19 protein-coding genes are annotated in these 18603 nt (G+C 69.3%); 12 read left to right on the plus strand and 7 right to left on the minus strand.

What is annotated here, in order from left to right:
- The first annotated feature begins 72 nt into the window (after positions 1-72).
- Positions 73-1554 (plus strand): FAD-binding oxidoreductase, encoded by a 1482-nt coding sequence (locus AC1RU4_RS14370; RefSeq protein WP_492891776.1) that lies wholly within the window; start codon positions 73-75, stop codon positions 1552-1554.
- Between the two features lie 36 nt (positions 1555-1590).
- Positions 1591-2889, plus strand: a complete 1299-nt coding sequence (locus AC1RU4_RS14375; protein WP_492891777.1) for an NAD(P)/FAD-dependent oxidoreductase — start codon at positions 1591-1593, stop codon at positions 2887-2889.
- 72 nt (positions 2890-2961) lie between these two features.
- Here AC1RU4_RS14375 and AC1RU4_RS14380 read toward each other — a convergent pair whose 3' ends face one another.
- The 7 genes from AC1RU4_RS14380 to AC1RU4_RS14410 form a co-directional block, all read right to left on the minus strand.
- A complete protein-coding gene (locus tag AC1RU4_RS14380) occupies positions 2962-3732 on the minus strand; it encodes an SDR family NAD(P)-dependent oxidoreductase (protein ID WP_492891778.1) in 771 nt (256 codons plus the stop codon).
- A gap of 19 nt (positions 3733-3751) precedes the next feature.
- The gene (locus AC1RU4_RS14385; RefSeq protein ID WP_492891779.1) at positions 3752-4426 is read right to left on the minus strand and encodes an ABC transporter ATP-binding protein; all 675 of its coding nucleotides are present in this window, start codon (positions 4424-4426) and stop codon (positions 3752-3754) included.
- On the minus strand, positions 4398-5237 hold the full coding sequence (locus AC1RU4_RS14390; RefSeq protein WP_492891780.1) for an ABC transporter ATP-binding protein: 840 nt from the start codon (positions 5235-5237) through the stop codon (positions 4398-4400). Before AC1RU4_RS14390 ends, AC1RU4_RS14385 begins: the two co-directional genes overlap by 29 nt.
- Positions 5224-6210, minus strand: a complete 987-nt coding sequence (locus AC1RU4_RS14395; protein WP_492891781.1) for a branched-chain amino acid ABC transporter permease — start codon at positions 6208-6210, stop codon at positions 5224-5226. Before AC1RU4_RS14395 ends, AC1RU4_RS14390 begins: the two co-directional genes overlap by 14 nt.
- Before the next feature lie 10 nt (positions 6211-6220).
- On the minus strand, positions 6221-7162 hold the full coding sequence (locus tag AC1RU4_RS14400; protein ID WP_492891782.1) for a branched-chain amino acid ABC transporter permease: 942 nt from the start codon (positions 7160-7162) through the stop codon (positions 6221-6223).
- Positions 7163-7245: 83 nt separating this feature from the next.
- The gene (locus AC1RU4_RS14405; protein ID WP_492891783.1) at positions 7246-8352 is read right to left on the minus strand and encodes a branched-chain amino acid ABC transporter substrate-binding protein; all 1107 of its coding nucleotides are present in this window, start codon (positions 8350-8352) and stop codon (positions 7246-7248) included.
- 80 nt (positions 8353-8432) lie between these two features.
- On the minus strand, positions 8433-9104 hold the full coding sequence (locus AC1RU4_RS14410) for a GntR family transcriptional regulator (RefSeq protein WP_492891784.1): 672 nt from the start codon (positions 9102-9104) through the stop codon (positions 8433-8435).
- Between the two features lie 175 nt (positions 9105-9279).
- Between AC1RU4_RS14410 and AC1RU4_RS14415 the strand changes: the two genes are divergently transcribed.
- From AC1RU4_RS14415 to AC1RU4_RS14460, 10 genes are all read left to right on the plus strand, one after another.
- A complete protein-coding gene (locus AC1RU4_RS14415; RefSeq protein WP_492891785.1) occupies positions 9280-9804 on the plus strand; it encodes a cupin domain-containing protein in 525 nt (174 codons plus the stop codon).
- A 63-nt stretch (positions 9805-9867) separates the two neighbouring features.
- Complete coding sequence (locus AC1RU4_RS14420; RefSeq protein WP_492891786.1) at positions 9868-10620, plus strand: SDR family oxidoreductase; 753 nt, start codon at positions 9868-9870, stop codon at positions 10618-10620.
- A 22-nt stretch (positions 10621-10642) separates the two neighbouring features.
- Positions 10643-11452 carry an aspartate dehydrogenase gene (locus tag AC1RU4_RS14425; RefSeq protein WP_492891866.1) on the plus strand — a complete coding sequence of 270 codons (810 nt, stop codon included), beginning with the start codon at positions 10643-10645 and terminating at the stop codon, positions 11450-11452.
- 15 nt (positions 11453-11467) lie between these two features.
- Positions 11468-12694, plus strand: a complete 1227-nt coding sequence (locus tag AC1RU4_RS14430; protein ID WP_492891787.1) for an NAD(P)/FAD-dependent oxidoreductase — start codon at positions 11468-11470, stop codon at positions 12692-12694.
- A gap of 15 nt (positions 12695-12709) precedes the next feature.
- Complete coding sequence (locus tag AC1RU4_RS14435; protein ID WP_492891788.1) at positions 12710-13711, plus strand: 4-hydroxyproline epimerase; 1002 nt, start codon at positions 12710-12712, stop codon at positions 13709-13711.
- A gap of 11 nt (positions 13712-13722) precedes the next feature.
- A complete protein-coding gene (locus AC1RU4_RS14440) occupies positions 13723-14037 on the plus strand; it encodes an NIPSNAP family protein (RefSeq protein WP_492891789.1) in 315 nt (104 codons plus the stop codon).
- A gap of 6 nt (positions 14038-14043) precedes the next feature.
- Positions 14044-15831: a cobalamin-dependent protein gene (locus AC1RU4_RS14445; protein WP_492891790.1), complete on the plus strand. Its 1788-nt coding sequence runs from the start codon at positions 14044-14046 to the stop codon at positions 15829-15831.
- On the plus strand, positions 15828-16730 hold the full coding sequence (locus AC1RU4_RS14450) for a dihydrodipicolinate synthase family protein (RefSeq protein ID WP_492891791.1): 903 nt from the start codon (positions 15828-15830) through the stop codon (positions 16728-16730). The genes AC1RU4_RS14445 and AC1RU4_RS14450 overlap by 4 nt, the downstream gene beginning before the upstream one ends.
- Before the next feature lie 18 nt (positions 16731-16748).
- Positions 16749-17798, plus strand: a complete 1050-nt coding sequence (locus AC1RU4_RS14455; RefSeq protein ID WP_492891792.1) for a proline racemase family protein — start codon at positions 16749-16751, stop codon at positions 17796-17798.
- 10 nt (positions 17799-17808) lie between these two features.
- Positions 17809-18597, plus strand: coding sequence for an alpha/beta fold hydrolase (locus AC1RU4_RS14460; RefSeq protein ID WP_492891793.1), 789 nt, complete (start codon positions 17809-17811; stop codon positions 18595-18597).
- Positions 18598-18603: the final 6 nt, after the last annotated feature.

Genomic DNA, 18603 nt, shown 5'->3' on the forward strand with positions numbered 1-18603 from the left:
TCCCGGCCTATCGGGGCGGGGTGCATTGCTGCTGATTCCTGCAGACCGCCTCCGCTTTCAGGTTCGACCATCATGTCCCCGACCGCCACGCCCGACGCCGCCACGCCCGATACCCCCACGCCCGACGCCGCCTTCCTCGCCAGGCTGAGCTCGATCGTCGGGGAGCGCTATGTCGTCACCGACCCCGCCGATACCGCGCCTTTCCTCACCGACCATCGCGGCCGCTACCACGGTACGGCGCTGGCGGTGGTGCGGCCGGCAGGCACCGACGAGGTGGCGAAGGTGGTGAAGGCCTGCGCCGAGGCGGGTGTCGTGGTGGTGCCGCAGGGCGGCAATACCGGCCTGTGCGGCGGCGCGACCCCGCTCGACCCGCGCCCCGGCATCGTGCTGCGGCTCGACCGGATGAACCGCATCCGCGCGGTGTCCCCCGCCGAGGAGACCGTCACCGTCGAGGCCGGCTGCATCCTCGCCGAGATCCAGGCCGCCGCCGCGCGCGAGGGCCTGCTGTTCCCGCTCAGCCTCGGCGCCGAGGGCAGCTGCCAGATCGGCGGCAACATCGCCACCAATGCCGGCGGCATCGCGGTGCTGCGCTACGGCAACATGCGCCAGCTGGTGCTCGGCCTCGAAGTGGTGCTCGCCGACGGCACCGTGCTCGACGGGCTGCGCCGGCTGCGCAAGGACAATGCCGGCTACGACCTGAAGCAGCTGTTCATCGGTGCCGAGGGCACGCTCGGCGTCGTCACCGGCGCGGTGCTGAAGCTGTTCCCGGCGATCCGCTCGCGCTCCATCGCGCTGATGCAGCTCGAAAGCGTCGAGGATGCGCTCGCCATGTTCGAGCGGGCGCGCAAGGTGTTCGGCGAGCGCATCTCCAGCTTCGAGATCATCGGCGCGTCCTACATGGATTTCGTGCTGCGCTATGTGCCCGGCACGGTGATGCCGTTCGCGCAGTCGTCGCCCTGGTATCTGCTGCTGGAAGCCGGCGATTCCCAGCCCGGCGCGCCGCTGGAGGCCGCGATGGAGGGCCTGCTCGCCGAGGCCTTCGAGGCCCGGCTGATCAGCGACGCGACCATCGCTTCCAGCCTCGCGCAGGAGGAGGCGATCTGGAAGCTGCGCCACGGCGTGACCGGCGAGTTCAAGCTCGCCGGCAAGACCATGTCGCACGACACCTCGGTGCCGGTGGCCGAGCAGCCCGCCTTCGTGAAACAGGTGGAGGACGGCGTGCTGGGCGCCTATCCCGACGCCAATGTGATGATGGTCGGCCATATCGGCGACGGCAACATCCATGTCGTGGTGCTGTTCCCGCATGAGCGCTTCGCGACCTCCGAAGAATTCGAGGCGGCGTCCGACGCTGTCGACGTGATCATCGACGATGTCGCCATGGCGCTCGGCGGCAGCATCACCGCCGAGCACGGCGTCGGCACCACCTACCGCAAGCGCCTTGCCCGCACCAAGAATCCGGCCGAACTTGCGGTGATGCGCCGGATCAAGGCGGTGCTCGATCCCGGCGGGCTGATGAACCCCGGCAAGATATTCCTCGCCGATACCGCCGCCTGACCGGCGCGCCCTCACCGGCCCGGAGGCCGAACCGCAATGACCGCCATCGTGAGCGCACCTTCGAGCCTGCCGCCGAACGTCTACCAGCTCGACGCACCGCCGGCGCCGCCGACGCCGCCGCTCGACGGCTCCCGCCGTGTCTCGGTGGCGATCATCGGCGGCGGCATCGTCGGGCTGACCGCCGCGCTGCACCTGGCCGAGGCGGGCGTGGAGACGCTGGTGCTGGAGGCCGGCGAACCCGGCTGGGGCGCCTCCGGCAATAATGGCGGCCAGCTCAATCCGGGCCTCAAGTTCGACCCCGACATGGTGGAGCGGACCTACGGGCCCGACCTCGGCCGCCGCATGGTGGCGTTCGGCTGGAACACGCCGACGCGGGCGCTGGAGCTGATCGAGCGCCTCGGCATCGCCTGCGACGCGCATCGTGGCGGCACGCTGCGGGTGGCGCGCAGCGCGAAAGCGCGGACCGGCGTGGAGGAAACCGCCCGCCAATGCATCGCGCGCGGCATGCCGGTGAGCTTTCTCGACCGCGCGGCGACCGAAGAGGCCACCGGCACCGCGGCCTATTTCGGCGCCATGCACGACGCGCGCGGCGGCAATCTCAACCCGCTCGCCTATACGCGCGGCCTCGCCGGCGCCGCCATCGCCGCCGGGGCGAGCGTGCATGGCCGGACGAAGGCGACCGCGCTGCGCCGCGGCGGGCACGGCTGGTCCATCGACACGCCGGCGGGCACGGTGGAGGCGGAGAAGATCCTCATCGCCACCAATGGCTTCACCGACGATCTGTGGCAGGGGCTGCGGCAGACCGTCGTGCCGGTCTACAGCGCCATCGCCGCCAGCGAGAAGCTGGGCGCCGACCGGCTGGCCGGCATCACGCCCGGCCGGCCGTCGATCTATGAGAGCGGACGCATCACCGTCTATTACCGCATCGACGCGCAGGGCCGGCTGCTGATGGGCGGGCGCGGGCCGATGCGGGCGATCCGCACGCCGGACGCCCTCGCCTATCTCACCGACTATGCGGCGACGCTCTGGCCGCAGCTGGCCGGCATCGGCTGGACCCATGGCTGGAACAGCCAGCTGGCGGTCACCAAGGACCACTGGCCGCATGTGCACGAGCCCTCGCCCGATGCGCTGATCTATCTCGGCTGCAACGGGCGCGGCGTGGCGCTGGGCACCGCCATCGCCGAACAGCTCGCCGGACGGCTGCTGCATGGACGCGGCTTCACGCTCGACCTGCCGGTCGTCGAGCCGAAGCCGATCGCCTTCCACGGCTTCTGGCCGCTGGGGGTGCAGGCGGCGGTGCTGCACGGGCGGATCATGGACCGGCTGGGCCTCTGAGGGCGCCGCCTTCCCGGACCGGGCGCGCTTTCCCGCCGATCGGCGTTCGGGCCCGACCGACGGGGCGCGGGGTCAGTTCATCCACAGGCCGCCGGTGACGTTGATCGCCTGCCCGGTCATGTAGGCGGCCTCGTCGGAGGCGAGGAAGGCGACCACGCGGGCGATGTCGTCCGGCACGCCGACGCGGCCGATCGGGATCGTCGCTTCGCGCTCCTTGGCCGTCGACAGTCCCTGCTCACGGGACATGCGGTCGGCCTCGTCGCGCATGCGGGTGCCGACGATCGAGCCCGGACACACCGTGTTCACATTGATGCCGAGCGGCGCCACCTCGGCGGCGAGCGCCTGGGTAAAGGCGATGACCGCCGCCTTGGAGGCCGAGTAGGGCGCGTAGCTCGGCTTGCCGATCTTGGCGAACCACGACGCGATGTTGACGATGCGCCCGCCGCGCCGTTCGATCATACCCGGCAGCACCGCCTGGGAGACGTTGAACACGCTGTCGGTATTGATGGCGAACACCCGGCGCCACAGCGCCATGTCGATGTCCACCACCTTGCCCACGGCGGTGATGCCCGCGTTGTTGACCGCAATGTCGACCTTGCCGAAGGCGCGCTCCGCCGCGACGACGGCCGCCTTGACGCCCTCATGGTCGGCGACGTCGACGGCGAGCGCGAGCGCGCGGCGGCCGAGCGCCTCCACCATGGCGGCGGTCTCCTGCGCGCCATCGCGGTCGAGGTCGAGGATGGCGACGTCGCAGCCCTCCTCGGCGAGGCGGGTGGCGATGCGCCGGCCGATGCCGACGGCACCTCCGGTGACGAGGGCCGAGCGGCCGTCGAGATTGTACATGGCACGTCGATCCCTGAGATCAGTGGGCGGCCTCGAGGCCGGGCAGGTAGATGTCCTTGATGCGCGGGTCGGCCGCCATCTTCGCCGCCGGGCCGGAGCATTGCAGCGCCCCGTGCTCCAGCGCGTAGACGTAGTCGGCCACCTCGAAGGAGAGGTCGATATTCTGCTCGACGAGGATGATCGACACCCCGCTCTCGGCGAGCCGCAGCACGATCTCGAAGATCTGGTGGATGATGATCGGGGCGAGGCCGAGCGAGGGCTCGTCGAGCAGCAGCAGCTCCGGGCCGCCCATCAGCGCCCGGCCGATCGCCAGCATCTGCTGCTGGCCGCCGGAGAGCCGGCCCGCCGACTGGCCGCGCCGCTCGCCGAGGATCGGGAACAGGCCGTAGACCATGTCGCGCAGCTCGGCGAACGACTTGCCGCGGCCGGGGATGTAGCCGGTGATCAGGTTCTCCTCGACGGAGAGCTGGAACACCCGCCGCCCCTCCGGGCAATGGCCGAGGCCGAGGCGCACCATCTGGTGCGGCTTCAGCCCGGTGACGTCCTGCCCCTTGAAGCGGACGGAGCCGCGGCTGGCGCGGTTCAGCCCGCTGATGGTGCGCAGCAGCGTGGTCTTGCCGGCGCCGTTGGGGCCGATGATGCAGACCACCTCGCCCGGCAGGACCTCAAGGCTGATGCCATGTAAGACTTTCACCCTCCCGTAGCCGGACTCGATTGCGTCGACCGCGAGCAGCGGCTTCGATGTCTCGGATCGCGCCGGGTTGTCCAAGATAGGCCTCCTGCACTTCGATGTTGGAGCGGATCTGCGCCGCGGTGCCCTGCGCCAGCAGGCGCCCGCCGCTCATCACCACGATGGTGTCGGAGATCGACATGATCAGCTTCATGTCATGCTCGATCAGCACCATCGCCATGCCGGGCGCGCGCAGGTCGAGGATGTGCCGCTTGAGCAGCTCGGTCTCGCCATGGTTGAGGCCGGCGGCCGGCTCGTCGAGCAGCAGCACGCGCGGCTCGCCGACCACGGCGCGGGCCAGCTCGACCAGCTTCTGCTGGCCGTAGGCAAGGCTGCCGGCGAGCCGATGGGCATAGGGCGCGAGGCCGAGCCGTTCCAGCACCGCATGGCAGCGCTCGCGGCGCGCCGCGCCCGCCGCCTTGCCGGCAAGGCCGAACGTATCGGCGATCAGCGTGCCGACACGCGGCGGCACCAGCGCCACTTCGAGGTTCTGCAGCACGCTCATGCCGTCGAACAGGCGGATGTTCTGATAGGTGCGGGCCAGCCCCGCATGGGCGATGCGGTGCTTGGGCAGCTTCTGCAATTCGACGTCGCCGACCAGGATGCGGCCGGACGTCACGCTGTAGGAGCCGGCCGCCATGTTGACGAGGGTCGACTTGCCGGCGCCGTTCGGGCCGATCACCGCGGTGATCAGGCCCGGCCTCACCTCGAAGGAGACGTCGTCGATGGCCTTCAGCGCGCCGAACTGCTTGGTGACGTGATCAAACCTGAGCATTGCCGCCTCCCAGCCTGCGCATCAGCCAGGTCGGCCCGAACCGGCGGCTGATGAGGCCGCGCGGGCGCGAGAGGATGATGATCACCAGCGCCATGCCGTAGAGCAGCAGCCGGTAGTCGGCATAGGCGCGCAGCATTTCCGGGATGAGAACCAGCAGCGTGGCGCCGAGCAGCGCGCCGAACGGGTTGCCGAGGCCGCCGACCACGATCACCAGCACGATGACCAGCGATTCCCAGAAGGTGAAGCTCTCCGGCGAGACGAAGCGTTGCATGGCGGCGAAGACGACGCCGCCCGCCCCGCCGATGAAGGCGCTGAAGCCGAAGGCGACCAGCTTCACCCGCGTGGTGTTGATGCCGCAGCCGCGCGCCGCGTCCTGGTCCTCGCGCACGGCGGCCAGCGCGGTGCCGAGCGCGCTCGCCTGCACACGCCACACGAACAGGAACACCACCACCATGAGGGCGACGAGCAGGTAGAGGAAGTCGATCGGCTCGGCGAGCGTCCAGCCGAACAGCGTTGCCTCGTCGATGCGGGAAATGCCCTGCGGACCGTTGGTCACGCCGTCGAGATTGTTCATCAAGAGGCGGATGATCTCGCCGAAGCCGAGCGTGACGATGGCGAGATAGTCGCCGCGCAGCCGCAGCACCGGGATGCCGAGCAGGATGCCGGCAAAGCCGGCGAGGCCGGCGCCGATGAGCAGCACCAGCGCGAAGGGCAGATGGATGTCGAACTGGCCGGACGCCAGCAGCGCCCAGGAATAGGCGCCGATGGCGTAGAAGGCGACATAGCCGAGGTCGAGCAGGCCGGCATAGCCGACCACGATGTTCAGCCCCAGGCCGAGAATGGCGTAGAGCAGGATCATGTCGAGGATGCGCAGCGGATAGGTCGGCAGGAACTGGCCGAGCACCAGCGCCAGCACCGGGATGAGCGCCATCACCGCGGCGCCACGCCAGGAATGCGACCGGGGATAGGTCATCGGGGGCGCCTCAGAAGTCACTCTTGTACACCATGGTTTCTTCGCTGACGTGCTCGCCGAGCAGGCCGGCGGGGCGGAACAGCAGGATCAGCACCAGCACGGAGAAGGCGAAGATGTCGCGATATTCGGTGCCGATCACCCCGCCGGTGAGCACCGGCATCCAGGCGGTGCCGAAGGTCTCGATGATGCCGAGCAGGAAGCCGCCCAGCACCGCGCCGGGGATCGAGCCGATGCCGCCGAGAATGGCGGCGGTGAACGCCTTCATGCCGATGACGAACCCCATGGTGAAGGTCGCCACGCCGTAGAAGGACGAATAGAGGATGCCCGCCACCGCGCCGAGGCCGGGGCCGATGAAGAAGATCAGCGAGATCGCCATGTTCGGGTTGATGCCGACCAGCGAGGCGGTCTCGGCATTCTCGGCCACCGCGCGGATGCGCACCCCGAGATTGGTGCGGTTCACGAACAGTTCCAGCCCGATCATCAGCACCACCGCCACGGTGAAGATGGTGATCTGCTTGTAGGTGACGATGGCGCCGAACAGGTCGATGGCACCGGACGGCAGGAAGGACGGGTAGATCAACGGCCGGCGGCCGCCGATCAGCATCACCGCGTTCTGGATCACCACCGCCATGCCGAGCGCCGAGAGCATCGGCGCCAGCCGCGAGGTGCGCCGCAGCGGGCGGTAGGCGACGATCTCGACGCTGACGCCGGCGAGGCCGATGATGACGAAGGTGATCAGGCCGACGAGGATGCCCCCGGCCGGATGGCCGACCACGCCGAGCGCGCCGGCCAGCGCCAGCCCGATGAAGGCGCCGGCGGTGAACAGTTCGCTATGGGCGAAATTGATGAGGCGCAGCACGCCGTAGACCATGGTGTAGCCGAGCGCGATCAGCGCATAGATCGAGCCGACCGTCAGGGCATTGATGGCCTGCTGCAGGATGAGGGCGCCCATGTGGAGCTTTCCTTGTCGCGATCGGGCAGACGATCTTCCCCGACGGGCGCGGGCCCGCCGGGGAGATGTCGGTCAGGCGAGGCTCACTTCACCAGTTCGAACTTGTCGCCCTTGACGGCGTAGAGGAACAGGAAGGGCTTCTGCAGTTCGCCGGCCGGCGTGAAGGAGACGTGGCCGACGATGCCGTCGAAGTCGCTCTTGGCGATCTCGGACACGATGCCGGCGCGGGTGAGCGGCGCGGGCGCCTTCTTCATCGCCTCGATGATGATGGTGGCTTCCACATAGCCATAGGCCGAATACGGGCCCGGCTCTTCGCCGAAAGCGGCCTTGTAGTCGGCGGCGAACTTGGCGAGCGCCGGCGAGGAGTCGTAGGGAGGCGCCTGGAAGGAGACGACGGTGCCTTCCGAGGCCGGGCCGGCGCCGGCGATGAAGTCCGGGGTGAAGGCCGAGTCGGCGGCGAAGAAGGTCGCCTTGATGCCGAGCTCGCGCGCCTGCTTCACGAACAGGCCGACCGCCGGCATGACGCCGCCGAAATAGATCACGTCCGGGTTCTCGGCGCGGATGGTGGAGAGCAGCGCGCTGAAGTCGACATCGGTCTGGGCGATGCCGGAGAAGGAGGTGACGGTGCCGCCGCCCTTGGTGAAGCTGTCGCGGAACACTTCGGCGACGCCCTGGCCGAAGGCCTGCTTGTCGTGGACGATCGCCGCCTTCTTGGCGCCGAGCTTGGCCAGCGCATATTCCGCCGGCGCCGCGCCCTGCGACAGGTCGTTGGCGATCGGGCGGAACAGGTTCTTGTAGCCGGCCTTGGTGACCTTCGGGTTGGAGGCATTGGTCACCTGCGGCATGCCGCAGCGGTTATAGACGTCGGACGAGGGAATGGTGACGCCCGAGTTGAAATTGGCGACCACGCCCAGCATGGCGGCGTTGTCGCAATGCTTCTGGGCGACCAGCGTGCCCTGCTTCGGGTCGCCGCCGTCGTCGTCGCGCAGCAGCACCAGCTTCTGGCCCTGCACGCCGCCGGCGGCATTGGCCTGGCGCACGGCGAGTTCCATGCCGTTCTGCCAGGTGGTGCCGAACAGCGCCTCGGCATTGGTGGTGGGACCGGCCGTGCCGATCACGATGTCGGCGCGCGCGGCGCCGGTCAGGGCGGCGACGGCCACCGCTGCGCAGAGTAGATTCCTGAAACGCATGCTAGTCCCCTTCTCTGATAGGGCCCGTTCGGGCCGCGTTATCGTTGGACGGGGAACCGGCACGCGCCGGCACCCTGCCCTCAAGCGATGTTGCGCGCCTTGCCGAGCCGGCCTTCGGCCAGCGACGCGATGAGATTGCGCGAGACGCGCTGGATATGCGCCCGCAGCGTGTCCCCGCCCCGGCGGATGTCGCCGAGCCGGGCAAAGGTGATCAGCGCCCGGTGGTCGCGGAGCTCGCGCTCCACGTCCTCCGCCACCGCGATCTGCAGGTTCACGTAGCGGTTGGCGTTGTCGTGCACGGTGCGGAGCAGCTTGAGCGCGATTAGGTTGCCGCTCGGGCGATACAGCGCCTCGTGGAAGCGCCAGTTCAGCTCGCCCCAGTTCTCGACGCTGCCGCTCGCCATGGCCTCGTCGGTGACCGCCTCGGCGAGGGCGAAATCCGCCTCCGTCATGTGCGGGATCGCCGCCTCGAACAGCCAGGCCTCGATGCGCAGCCGAATCTCGAACAGCTCCTCGATCTCCTCCAGCGACAGCGACGACACCACCGTGCCCTTGTGCAGTTCCGACACCACCAGCCCCTCGGCCTCGAGCTGGCGGATCGCCTCGCGCAGCGGAACGCGGGACACGCCGAGCTCGGCGGCCAGCTTCTCCTGTCGCAGCGGCGTGCCCTCGGGCAGCTGGCCGTTGATGATCCGATGTCGCAATTCGGTGACGATCTGGTCCGTCAACGACTGGCGATCGACTTTCGTCATCATTCGTCTCGCTCCATATTGAATACGATATTCAATTGATGTGAATCAACAAGCCCATTTTTTAGACGTTTATTGAAGGTATATGCTCATTTTTTAGACTTTTATTCTCATTTTTCGAAGCGTAGGGTGCATATTGTATTCAATCTATCCGGTTCACCGCGACGGGAACAGATCAATGTCCGAGCAGACAAGCGCGCCCTCCCCTCTTGGCGACGTTCTGGTGAGCCAGCCCGGCGAAGCCGTCAGCTATTGGCAGCCGATGCCGGCCAACGGCCATATCGAGGTGATCTTCGCGCCGCATATCGTGCCGATGGACCACCCGATCGGATTCGGAACCCAGACGGTACCTCCCGGCGGCTATGTGCGCGAGCACGCCCACGACCGGAACGAGGAGGTCATCTTCGTCATCAGTGGCAAGGGTCGTGCCGTCGTCGATGGCGTCGACCATCCGATGCAGCCGGGCTCGGCCTTCTTCATCGGCAAGAACCGCCGCCACATGTTCATCAACGAGGGCAGCGAGGACATTCTCTGGACCTGGCTCATCGTGCCGAACGGCCTCGAGGACTTCTTCCGGCTGATCGGCCGCGACCGCCGCCCCGGCGAGCCGGTTCCCGAGCCGTTCCCGCGCCCGGAGAACGTGCTGCAGATCGAGCGCGACACCGTGTTCGCGGCACAGCCCGCCGACCAGCGCCAGCCCTGACGCCCCAGCGCCAGCCCCGACGCCGTCGCGCCGGGCCGCTTCTTCATCGATTTCGAGGGTACCATGCGTCTCAAGGACAAGGTCGCGATCATCACCGGCTCGGCCGCCGGCATCGGTGAGGCCGCGGCGGAGATATTCATACGGGAAGGCGCCCGCGTGCTGGTCGCCGACCGCAACGGCGAGGGTGCGGCCGCGGTCGCTGCCCGGCTGGGGCCGAATGCCGCCTCGGTGGCGGTCGACGTCAGCAGCAGCGCCGACGTGAAGCGCATGATCGCCACCGCGCTGGAGCGCTTCGGCCGGCTCGACATCCTCGCCAACAATGCCGGCTACGGCATTCCCGGCTCGGTGGTCGACACCGAGGAGGACGCCTGGGACGCGCTGATGGCGGTGAACCTGAAGGGCGTCTATCTCTGCTGCAAATACGCCATCCCGGTCATGGCGGCGCAGGGCGGCGGCACCATCGTCAACACCGCCTCCAATGTCGCGACCGTCGGCATTTTCGACCGCGCCGCCTATGTCGCCTCCAAGGGCGGCGTCGCCGCGCTGACCAAGGCGATGGCGCTCGACCACGCCAAGCAGAACATCCGGGTCAACTGCGTGGCGCCGGGCGTCACCTGGTCGACCTATTTCGACAAGATGGTCGCCGAGAATCCCGACCCCGAGACCTTCAAGGAGAAGCTGAAGGCCCGCTCGCCGATCCACCGCTGGGCGAAGCCGGTGGAGATCGCCAACGCCATCCTGTGGCTGGCCTCGGACGAAGCCTCCTTCGCCACCGGCGCCATGTTCACCGTCGACGGCGGCATGACGGCCTGGTGAGGAACGGGGATCGGTGACGCGGATGGCAAGCGGGGCGCAATTCGAGGCGCATGTCGGGGCGCATGTCGGGCTGATCGGCTTCGGTGCCATCGGCCGCGACCTGCATGCGCATCTGTCCGCCCTGCCCGGCCTGCGCGTCACCGTGCTGACGCGTGGCGGCGCGCCCCTGCCGCCGGGCATCGAGGAGGTGCACTCGCTCGACGCGCTGATCGCCGCCGGCCCGTCGCTGGCGGTGGAAGCCGCCGGACAGGCGGCGGCGGGCGAGATGCTGCCGGCGCTGATGGAGGCGGGCATCGACGTGGTGATCGGCTCGACCGGCGCGCTCGGCGACGACGCCCTGCTCGATCGGCTGCTGGCGGCGGCGCAGAAAAGCGGGGCGCGGCTGATCGTGCCGGCCGGCGCCGTCGGAGGGCTCGACTATCTCGCGGCGCTGACGCCGGTGGCCGGCACGCGCGTCACCTATACCTCGCGCAAGCCGGTCGCCGCCTGGACTTCGGAACTGCGCGCGCTCGGCCAGGATCCCGCGGCGCTGGCGGCCGAGCATGTGCTGTTCGAGGGCACGGCGCGCGAGGCGGCGAGGCTCTATCCGCGCAACCTCAATGCCGGGCTCGCGGTGGCGCTGGCGGCCGGGCACGAGCGCACGACGGTGCGGGTGATCGCCGATCCGGCCGCGACCGGCAACACCCACGAGATCGCGGTCGAAAGCCCGGTCGGCAGCGCACGGATGCGCTTTGCCAACCTGCCCTCGCCCGCCAACCCGAAGACCTCGGCGCTCACCGCCCTCAGCCTCGCGGCGGCGGTGCGCCGGCACCTCTCCCCCATCGTCATCTAGGGAACCCGCCGCACCATGTCGCGCATTCTCGTCATCGGCGCCGGTATTGTCGGCCTGTCCTGCGCCCATGCGCTGGCAAGGGACGGGCACGCCGTCACCGTGCTCGACCGCGACCCGTCCGGCGACAAATGTTCCTTCGGCAATGCCGGGGGGCTCGGCGTCACCGAGATCGTGCCGGCCTCGGTGCCCGGCCTCGCCTGGAAAGTGCCGGGCTGGCTGTTCGACCCGCTGGGGCCGCTGTCGCTGCGGCTCGCGCATGCGCCGAGGCTGCTGCCCTGGCTGCTGCGCTTCCTCAAGTCCGGCTCCTGGGACGAGGTCGAGCGCATCACCGCCGCGCTCGCGAGCCTCGCTGCCCGCACCTATGACGACATGCTGCCGCTGCTGGCCGAGCTGGACCTCATGGGCGACCTGCACCAGGTCGGCTGCCTGTGGGTCTACGAGACGCGCGAGGGCTTCGAGGCCGACGCGCGCTTCCGCGAGCTGCGGCGGCGGCACGGCATCGTCTGCCAGGAGATCAGCGGCGCCGCCGCGCGCGACATGGAGCCGGCGCTGAGCGAGGCGGTGCAATACGCCATGTTCACCCCGCAATGGTCGCACGTCTCCGACCCCAGGCGCATCGTCGACCGGCTGCGCACCCATCTCGAGGCGCGCGGCACGACCATCGTGAAGGGCGAGGCCGCGCGCATTGACGGGCGCAACGTCGTCATGACCGACGGCCGACGGCTCGATTTCGACCGGCTGGTGATCGCCGCCGGCGCCTGGTCCGGCCGGCTCGCCGCGCAGATCGGCGACCGGGCGCTGATCGAGAGCGAGCGCGGCTACAACACCACCCTGCCCGCGCCGGGCGTGACGCTATCCCGCGAGGTGATCTTCGCCGAGCGGCAATTCGTGGCGACGCCGCTCGACATGGGCCTGCGCATCGGCGGCGCGGCGGAGTTCGCCGGGCTGGAGGCGGCGCCGAACTATGCCCGCTCCGACGCGCTGGCCGAGCTCGGCCGGCGCTACCTGCCGGGGCTCGACACCAAGGGCGGCACCCGCTGGATGGGGCATCGCCCGACCACGGCGGATTCGCTGCCCGTCATCGGCCGCTCGCCGAGGCGCGACGACGTCTTCTACGCCTTCGGCCACGGCCATACCGGCCTGACCTTCGGCCCAACCACCGGACGGCTGATCGCCGAGCTGGTGGGCGGGCGCCAAACCTCCGTCGATGTCGCGCCGTTCGCCATCGCCCGTTTCAACTAGAACGCAGGCAACGCCATGAACCCGCACACCTTTCTCTGCGTCGACGCCCATACCTGCGGCAACCCGGTCCGCGTGGTCGCCGGCGGCGCGCCGATGCTGCCCAATGTCAGCATGGCCGAGAAGCGGCAGATCTTCCTGAGGGACCATGACTGGGTGCGCAAGGCGCTGATGTTCGAGCCGCGCGGCCATGACGTGATGTCCGGCTCGATCCTCTACCCGCCCTCGCGCGAGGATTGCGAGCTCGGCGTGCTGTTCATCGAGGTGTCCGGCTGCCTGCCCATGTGCGGGCACGGCACCATCGGCACCGTCACCGTGGCGCTGGAACAGGGCTTCGTGGTGCCGCGCGTCGAGGGGCGGCTGTCGCTGGAGGTGCCGGCCGGCAAGGTCGAGGTCGCGTACACGCGCAACGGCCGCTTCGTCGACCAGGTGCGGCTGTACAATATTCCGAGCTACCTGCATGCGCAGGGCGTGACGGTCGACGTGCCGGGCTTCGGCGAGCTGACCGTCGACGTCTCCTATGGCGGCAATTACTACGCCATCGTCGAGCCGCAGGAGAACTGGGCCGGCCTCGACACGATGAACGCCGAGGCGATCCTGAAATGGAGCCCGGTGGTGCGCGAGGCGGTGCAGAAGGCGGTGGCGCCGGTGCACCCGGAGGACCCGCGCATCAACGGCGTCAGCCATGTGATGTGGGCGGACGGGCCCAGGCACCCGGAAGCCGATGCCCGCAACGCGGTGTTCTACGGCGCCAAGGGCATCGACCGCTCGCCCTGCGGCACCGGCACCTCCGCCCGCATGGCGCAGCGCGTCGCCAAGGGGCTGCTCAAGGTCGGCGACGCCTTCGTGCATGAGAGCATCATCGGCACGCTGTTCCACGGCCGGGTGGAAAGCGCCGCCGAGGTCGCCGGCCGCCCCGCCATCCGCCCCAGCATCGGCGGCTGGGCGCGGGTCTACGGCCACAACACCATCACCGTCGACGAGCGCGACCCGCTCGCCTTCGGCTTCCAGCTGGCGTGAGGAGCAGCACGATGATCATCGAGGAACGCGACTATCACATCCGTCCGGGCTACCTGAAGGACTTCGTCACCGCCTACGAGACGCTGGGCCTGCAGATCCAGAAGGACTTCCTCGGCGAGTTCGTCGGCTATTTCACCACCGAGATCGGCGAATTGAACCATGTCGTGGCGCTGTGGCGCTACGAGAGCCTCGGCGACCGCGAGGCGCGGCGCGCCCGCATGATGGCCCATGCGCCGTGGCAGGACTATCTCGACGCCATCAAGGGCATGGTCGAGCGCCAGAACACCCGCATCCTGGTGCCGACCTCCTTCTCGCCGATGAAGTGACGCGCCATGCCGCCGCTGCCCTCCCGCGCCGAGCTGATCCCGCCGAACCTGCGTCCCGGCCGTGACCTGCTGGACGAGGGCCGGCGTCTGGCGCGCGACTGGAGCGTGGGGCGCAACGCCTTTCTCGATGCGCGGGGCGTCGCCTGCGAGGCCGACTACAAGCGCACGATGGCGGCGCAGGGCCGCATCATGCAGCACGCCCATATCGGCTTCCGCTCGGTGGAGCGCACCGTCGCCGCCATCGCCGAGGTGCACGCCACCTGCGCCGCGCGCGGCGTCACGGTGGACCGCTTCGGCATCACCCTCGACTGGACCATGGGCTACCCGCCGGACATGCGTCGGGGCAGCCGGCGCGGCACCGGCATCGTGCTGGACGGGCCGGAAGCCTTCGCCCGCATCACCAATGCCGCGCCGGCCGCCGCGCATTTCGGCGACTTCATGCTCGGCCTGCCCGGCGCGCTGGAGAACACCAAGGGCGCGCTGGCGGCGGGCGCCACCGCCATCGGCAATCTCGGGCAATATTTCACCTTCCGCCTGCCGGACTGGGACGACGACGTCGCCACCACCGAAGCGACGGTGACGGCGCTGGGGCTGATCGCCGCGCAGCCGGTGGAGGTGCTGGCGCATTCCAATCTCGACGACGGCTTCGCCGGGCTGTTCGCCGACATGAGCTCGGCGCTCGGCATGGTGATCGTCGAGAAATACATCGTCGAGACGCTGATCGGCGCGCGCGCCTCGCATTGCTTCGGCCACCATTTCACCGCGCCGCTGGTGCGCATGGCCTTCCACACCGCGCTCTGCCGGGTGAGCGACACGCCGGGCACGATGATGTTCGGCAACACGGTGAGCTACAAATCCACCCCGGCCGGCAACTATGCCAGCCTCGCCAGCTATCTGCAGGCCGACATCTGGGCGCTTACCCGGCTCAATTCCGGCCATGCCGTCAATCCGGTGCCGGTGACCGAGAACGAGCGCATCCCCGACATCGACGAGATCATCGACGCACAGACCTTCGCCGCCCGGCTGGTGGAGCATGCCGGCGCCGCCGGGGCGCTGATCGATACCGCCCCGGTCGACGCGCTGGCGGGCCGGCTGGTGGAAGGCGGGCAGCTTTTCGCCCGGCGCCTCATCGACGGCATGGTGGAGATCGGCATCGACATCGCCGATCCCGCCGAGCTGATGCTGGCGCTTCGCCGCATCGGCCCCAAGCGGCTGGAAGCCGCCTTCGGCGCCGGCGCGCCGGATCCGGCCGCGTGGAGCGGGCGCCGATCCATCGCGCTGGCGGAATGGGTCGAGGAACTGGAGCACGAGGCGCGGCGCTGGGCCGGCACGGTGCCTCCCGACGCCGCACGGCGCATTGCCGGGCGCGGGCTCAGGGCCTGCGTCGCCTCCAGCGACGTGCACGAGCACGGCAAGAACCTCGTCGCCCGCATCCTCGCCCATCTCGGCGTCGAGATCGTCGAGGGCGGCACCTCGGTGGATGCCGACGATCTGGTCGCGACCGCGCTGGAGGGCGGCGCCGACCTCATCGCCATCAGCACCTATAACGGCATCGCGCTCACCTATGCCGGCGAGGTGAAGGACGCGCTCTCCCGCGCCGGGGCCGACCTGCCGGTCTGCATCGGCGGGCGGCTGAACCAGGTGCCGGACGAGTCGAATTCCGGCCTGCCGGTCGACGTCACCGCCGACATCGAGGCGCTCGGCCTCACCCCCTGCGACAGCCCGGCCGGGCTGATCGACCTCATCGCCGCTTTGCCGGCTACCCAGAAACGCGCGCCAAAGGAAACGTCATGACCCGCTGGACCGGAGTCTTCCCCGCCGTCACCACCAAGCTGCGCGAGGACGAGAGCGTCGACCTCGCCGCGACGCAGGCCAGCATCGACCGGCTGATCGCCGGCGGCGTCTCGGGCGTCATCGTGCTGCCGATGCTGGGCGAGAACGCCTCGCTGACCGCCACCGAGCGCGAGTCGGTCATCCTCGCCGCCAGGGAGGCGGTGGCCGGCCGGGTGCCGCTGCTCTCCGGCCTCGCCCATGTCGGCATGGCCGACGCGCTGGCTTCCGCCCGCCACTACGAGAAGCTCGGTGCACAGGGCCTGATGGCGTTCCCCTCCATCGCCTACAAGAGCGATCCGCGCGAGACCGCCCAGTGGTACCGCACCCTCGGCACCGGCTGCGGCCTGCCGATCATGATCTACAACAACCCGATTGCGTACGGCGTCGACGTCACCCCGGCGATCCTCAACGAGATCGCCGATGTCGAGAACATCGTCTGCATCAAGGAGGAGACCGGCGACATCCGCCGCGTCACCGACCTCTACAACGAGTGCGGCGACCGCTTCTCGGTGTTCTGCGGCGTCGACGACCTGCTGCTGGAGAGCGCCGCGCTCGGCGTCACCGGCTGGGTGTCCGGCATGACCAATGCCTGGCCGGTCGAATGCGTGACGCTGTTCAACCTGTGCAGGGCCGGCAGGTTCGCGGAGGCGCTCGGCCTCTACCGGCTGCTCACCCCGGCCTTCCATCTCGATACCGACGTCAAGCTGGTGCAGTACATCAAGCTCGCCGAGATGGTCACCTATGGCGCGCCGGAATGGGTGCGCGCCCCGCGCCTACCGCTGATCGGCGAGGAACGCGCACGGGTGCTGTCGGTCATCCAGGACACCGTCGACGCGCTCAAGGCGCGCGGCACCCACTGAACCCGAGGAGAGGCGTCGATGCGATTCAGCCGAATGATCACCGTTGTCGGCGCCCATGCCGCCGGCGAACTCAACGAGGTCATCACCGGGGGCGTGCGCGACGTGCCCGGCAAGACCATGTTCGAGAAGATGCAATATGTGCAGACCCACCAGGACTGGCTGCGCAAGTTCCTGCTGAACGAGCCGCGCGGCAGGGTCTCGCAATGCGTGAATCTGGTGCTGCCGCCGACCACGCCGGAGGCCGATGCCGGCTTCGTCATCATCGAGTCGGACTATTACGTGCCGATGTCCGGCACCAACACGATCTGCACCGTCACCGCGCTGCTGGAGACCGGCATGATCCCGATGCAGGAGCCGGTGACGCATCTGACGCTGGAGGCGCCGGCCGGCCTGGTGAAGGTCTCGGCCGAATGCCGCGACGGCAAATGCGTCAGCGTCACCTTCGACAATGTGCCGGGATTCGCCTTCGCGCTCGACTCCAAGGTGGACGTGCCGGGGCTCGGTACCATCAATGTCGATGTCGGCTATGGCGGCATGATCTACGCGATCGTCGATGCCGCCGCCCTCGGCTACAAGCTGGAGCTGAAGGAAGCCGGGGAACTGGTCGAGGTCGGCGAGCGCATCAAGAAGGCGGCGGCCGAGCAGATTCCCTGCGTGCATCCCGAGAACCCGGACATCCACACCATCAACCAGACCCTGTTCGCCGGACCGCTGGAGCGCGACGCCGAGGGGCTGGTCTCTAAGAACACCGTCATCGTCTCGCCGGGCCGGCACGACCGCTCGCCCTGCGGCACCGGCACCTGCGCGCGCATGGCGGTGCTGCACGCCAAGGGCCTGCTGCAGGTGGGCGAGCGCTTCGCGCACCGTTCGCTGATCGGCACCGAGTTCATCGGCCGCCTGCGCAGAACCACCGAGCTGGGCGGCAAGCCGGCGGTGCTGCCGACCATTACCGGGCCGGGCTGGATCACCGCCTTCCACCAATATGTGCTCGACCCGACCGATCCGTTCCCGGACGGCTACCGGCTCGGCGATACCTGGCCGGGCTATACCGGCGAGCAGCCGATCTGAGGGAGCGCCTATGAGCGAACTCGTCGCCTCCGACGGCTGCCGGGTGCATTACGACGTGACGGGGGATGGCGAGCCTGTGGTTCTCATCCCCGGCCTCGGCGGCGACGGGCGCTTCTGGGAGCCGGTGGCGGCGCTTCTCGCCGACCGCTTCCGGCTGATCTCGCTCGACCATCGCGGCGCCGGGCGCAGCGACCGGCCGGCCGGCCCCTACCATATCGGCCGCATCGCCGCCGACGTCCGGGAGATCATGGACCGGGAGGGCTGCGCGCACGCGCATCTGGTCGGCCATTCCACCGGCGGCACGGTGGTGCAGACGCTGGCGCTCGACGCGCCGGACCGGGTGCGGCGGCTGGTGATCTCGGGAAGCTGGCCGGGGCCGGATGCGCGCTTCCGCGCGCTGTTCGCGGCGCGGCTGGCGCTGCTCGATGCCGGGCAGCCGGAAATCTACCAGGCCTTCACCCATGTGCTGGGCTATGACGCCGACTGGATCGCCGCCCATGAGGCAGAGCTGGACGCGGCGGTGGCGCGCGCGCCGACGGCTCTGGCGCCGCTGGAAGTGACGGCCGCACGCATCCGCATGCTGCTCGGCTTCGACCGCGCGGCCGAACTGGGCAATATCCGTGCGCCCACGCTGGTCATCGGCGCGACAGACGACGAGATGATCCTGTTCGCCCAGTCGGAGAGGCTGGCGGGAGCCATTCCCGGCGCCCGGCTGCTGACCTTCTCCGGCGGGCATTTTTATCCGCGCACCCGTCCCGACGCTTTCGCGCGGGCGGTGCGGGAATTCCTGGCGGCGTGACGCCGG

It is taken from the genome of Ancylobacter sp. GW821-FHT10E12 (assembly GCF_058809335.1).

What these genes read in the sequence shown, in the direction of transcription:
- AC1RU4_RS14370 (WP_492891776.1), top strand. Translation starts at nt 73, where the DNA reads ATGTCCCCGACCGCCACGCCCGACGCCGCCACGCCCGATACCCCCACG.
- AC1RU4_RS14375 (WP_492891777.1), top strand. Translation starts at nt 1,591, where the DNA reads ATGACCGCCATCGTGAGCGCACCTTCGAGCCTGCCGCCGAACGTCTAC.
- AC1RU4_RS14380 (WP_492891778.1), bottom strand. Translation starts at nt 3,732, where the DNA reads ATGTACAATCTCGACGGCCGCTCGGCCCTCGTCACCGGAGGTGCCGTC.
- AC1RU4_RS14390 (WP_492891780.1), bottom strand. Translation starts at nt 5,237, where the DNA reads ATGCTCAGGTTTGATCACGTCACCAAGCAGTTCGGCGCGCTGAAGGCC.
- AC1RU4_RS14395 (WP_492891781.1), bottom strand. Translation starts at nt 6,210, where the DNA reads ATGACCTATCCCCGGTCGCATTCCTGGCGTGGCGCCGCGGTGATGGCG.
- AC1RU4_RS14400 (WP_492891782.1), bottom strand. Translation starts at nt 7,162, where the DNA reads ATGGGCGCCCTCATCCTGCAGCAGGCCATCAATGCCCTGACGGTCGGC.
- AC1RU4_RS14405 (WP_492891783.1), bottom strand. Translation starts at nt 8,352, where the DNA reads ATGCGTTTCAGGAATCTACTCTGCGCAGCGGTGGCCGTCGCCGCCCTG.
- AC1RU4_RS14410 (WP_492891784.1), bottom strand. Translation starts at nt 9,104, where the DNA reads ATGACGAAAGTCGATCGCCAGTCGTTGACGGACCAGATCGTCACCGAA.
- AC1RU4_RS14415 (WP_492891785.1), top strand. Translation starts at nt 9,280, where the DNA reads ATGTCCGAGCAGACAAGCGCGCCCTCCCCTCTTGGCGACGTTCTGGTG.
- AC1RU4_RS14420 (WP_492891786.1), top strand. Translation starts at nt 9,868, where the DNA reads ATGCGTCTCAAGGACAAGGTCGCGATCATCACCGGCTCGGCCGCCGGC.
- AC1RU4_RS14425 (WP_492891866.1), top strand. Translation starts at nt 10,643, where the DNA reads ATGGCAAGCGGGGCGCAATTCGAGGCGCATGTCGGGGCGCATGTCGGG.
- AC1RU4_RS14430 (WP_492891787.1), top strand. Translation starts at nt 11,468, where the DNA reads ATGTCGCGCATTCTCGTCATCGGCGCCGGTATTGTCGGCCTGTCCTGC.
- AC1RU4_RS14435 (WP_492891788.1), top strand. Translation starts at nt 12,710, where the DNA reads ATGAACCCGCACACCTTTCTCTGCGTCGACGCCCATACCTGCGGCAAC.
- AC1RU4_RS14440 (WP_492891789.1), top strand. Translation starts at nt 13,723, where the DNA reads ATGATCATCGAGGAACGCGACTATCACATCCGTCCGGGCTACCTGAAG.
- AC1RU4_RS14445 (WP_492891790.1), top strand. Translation starts at nt 14,044, where the DNA reads ATGCCGCCGCTGCCCTCCCGCGCCGAGCTGATCCCGCCGAACCTGCGT.
- AC1RU4_RS14450 (WP_492891791.1), top strand. Translation starts at nt 15,828, where the DNA reads ATGACCCGCTGGACCGGAGTCTTCCCCGCCGTCACCACCAAGCTGCGC.
- AC1RU4_RS14455 (WP_492891792.1), top strand. Translation starts at nt 16,749, where the DNA reads ATGCGATTCAGCCGAATGATCACCGTTGTCGGCGCCCATGCCGCCGGC.
- AC1RU4_RS14460 (WP_492891793.1), top strand. Translation starts at nt 17,809, where the DNA reads ATGAGCGAACTCGTCGCCTCCGACGGCTGCCGGGTGCATTACGACGTG.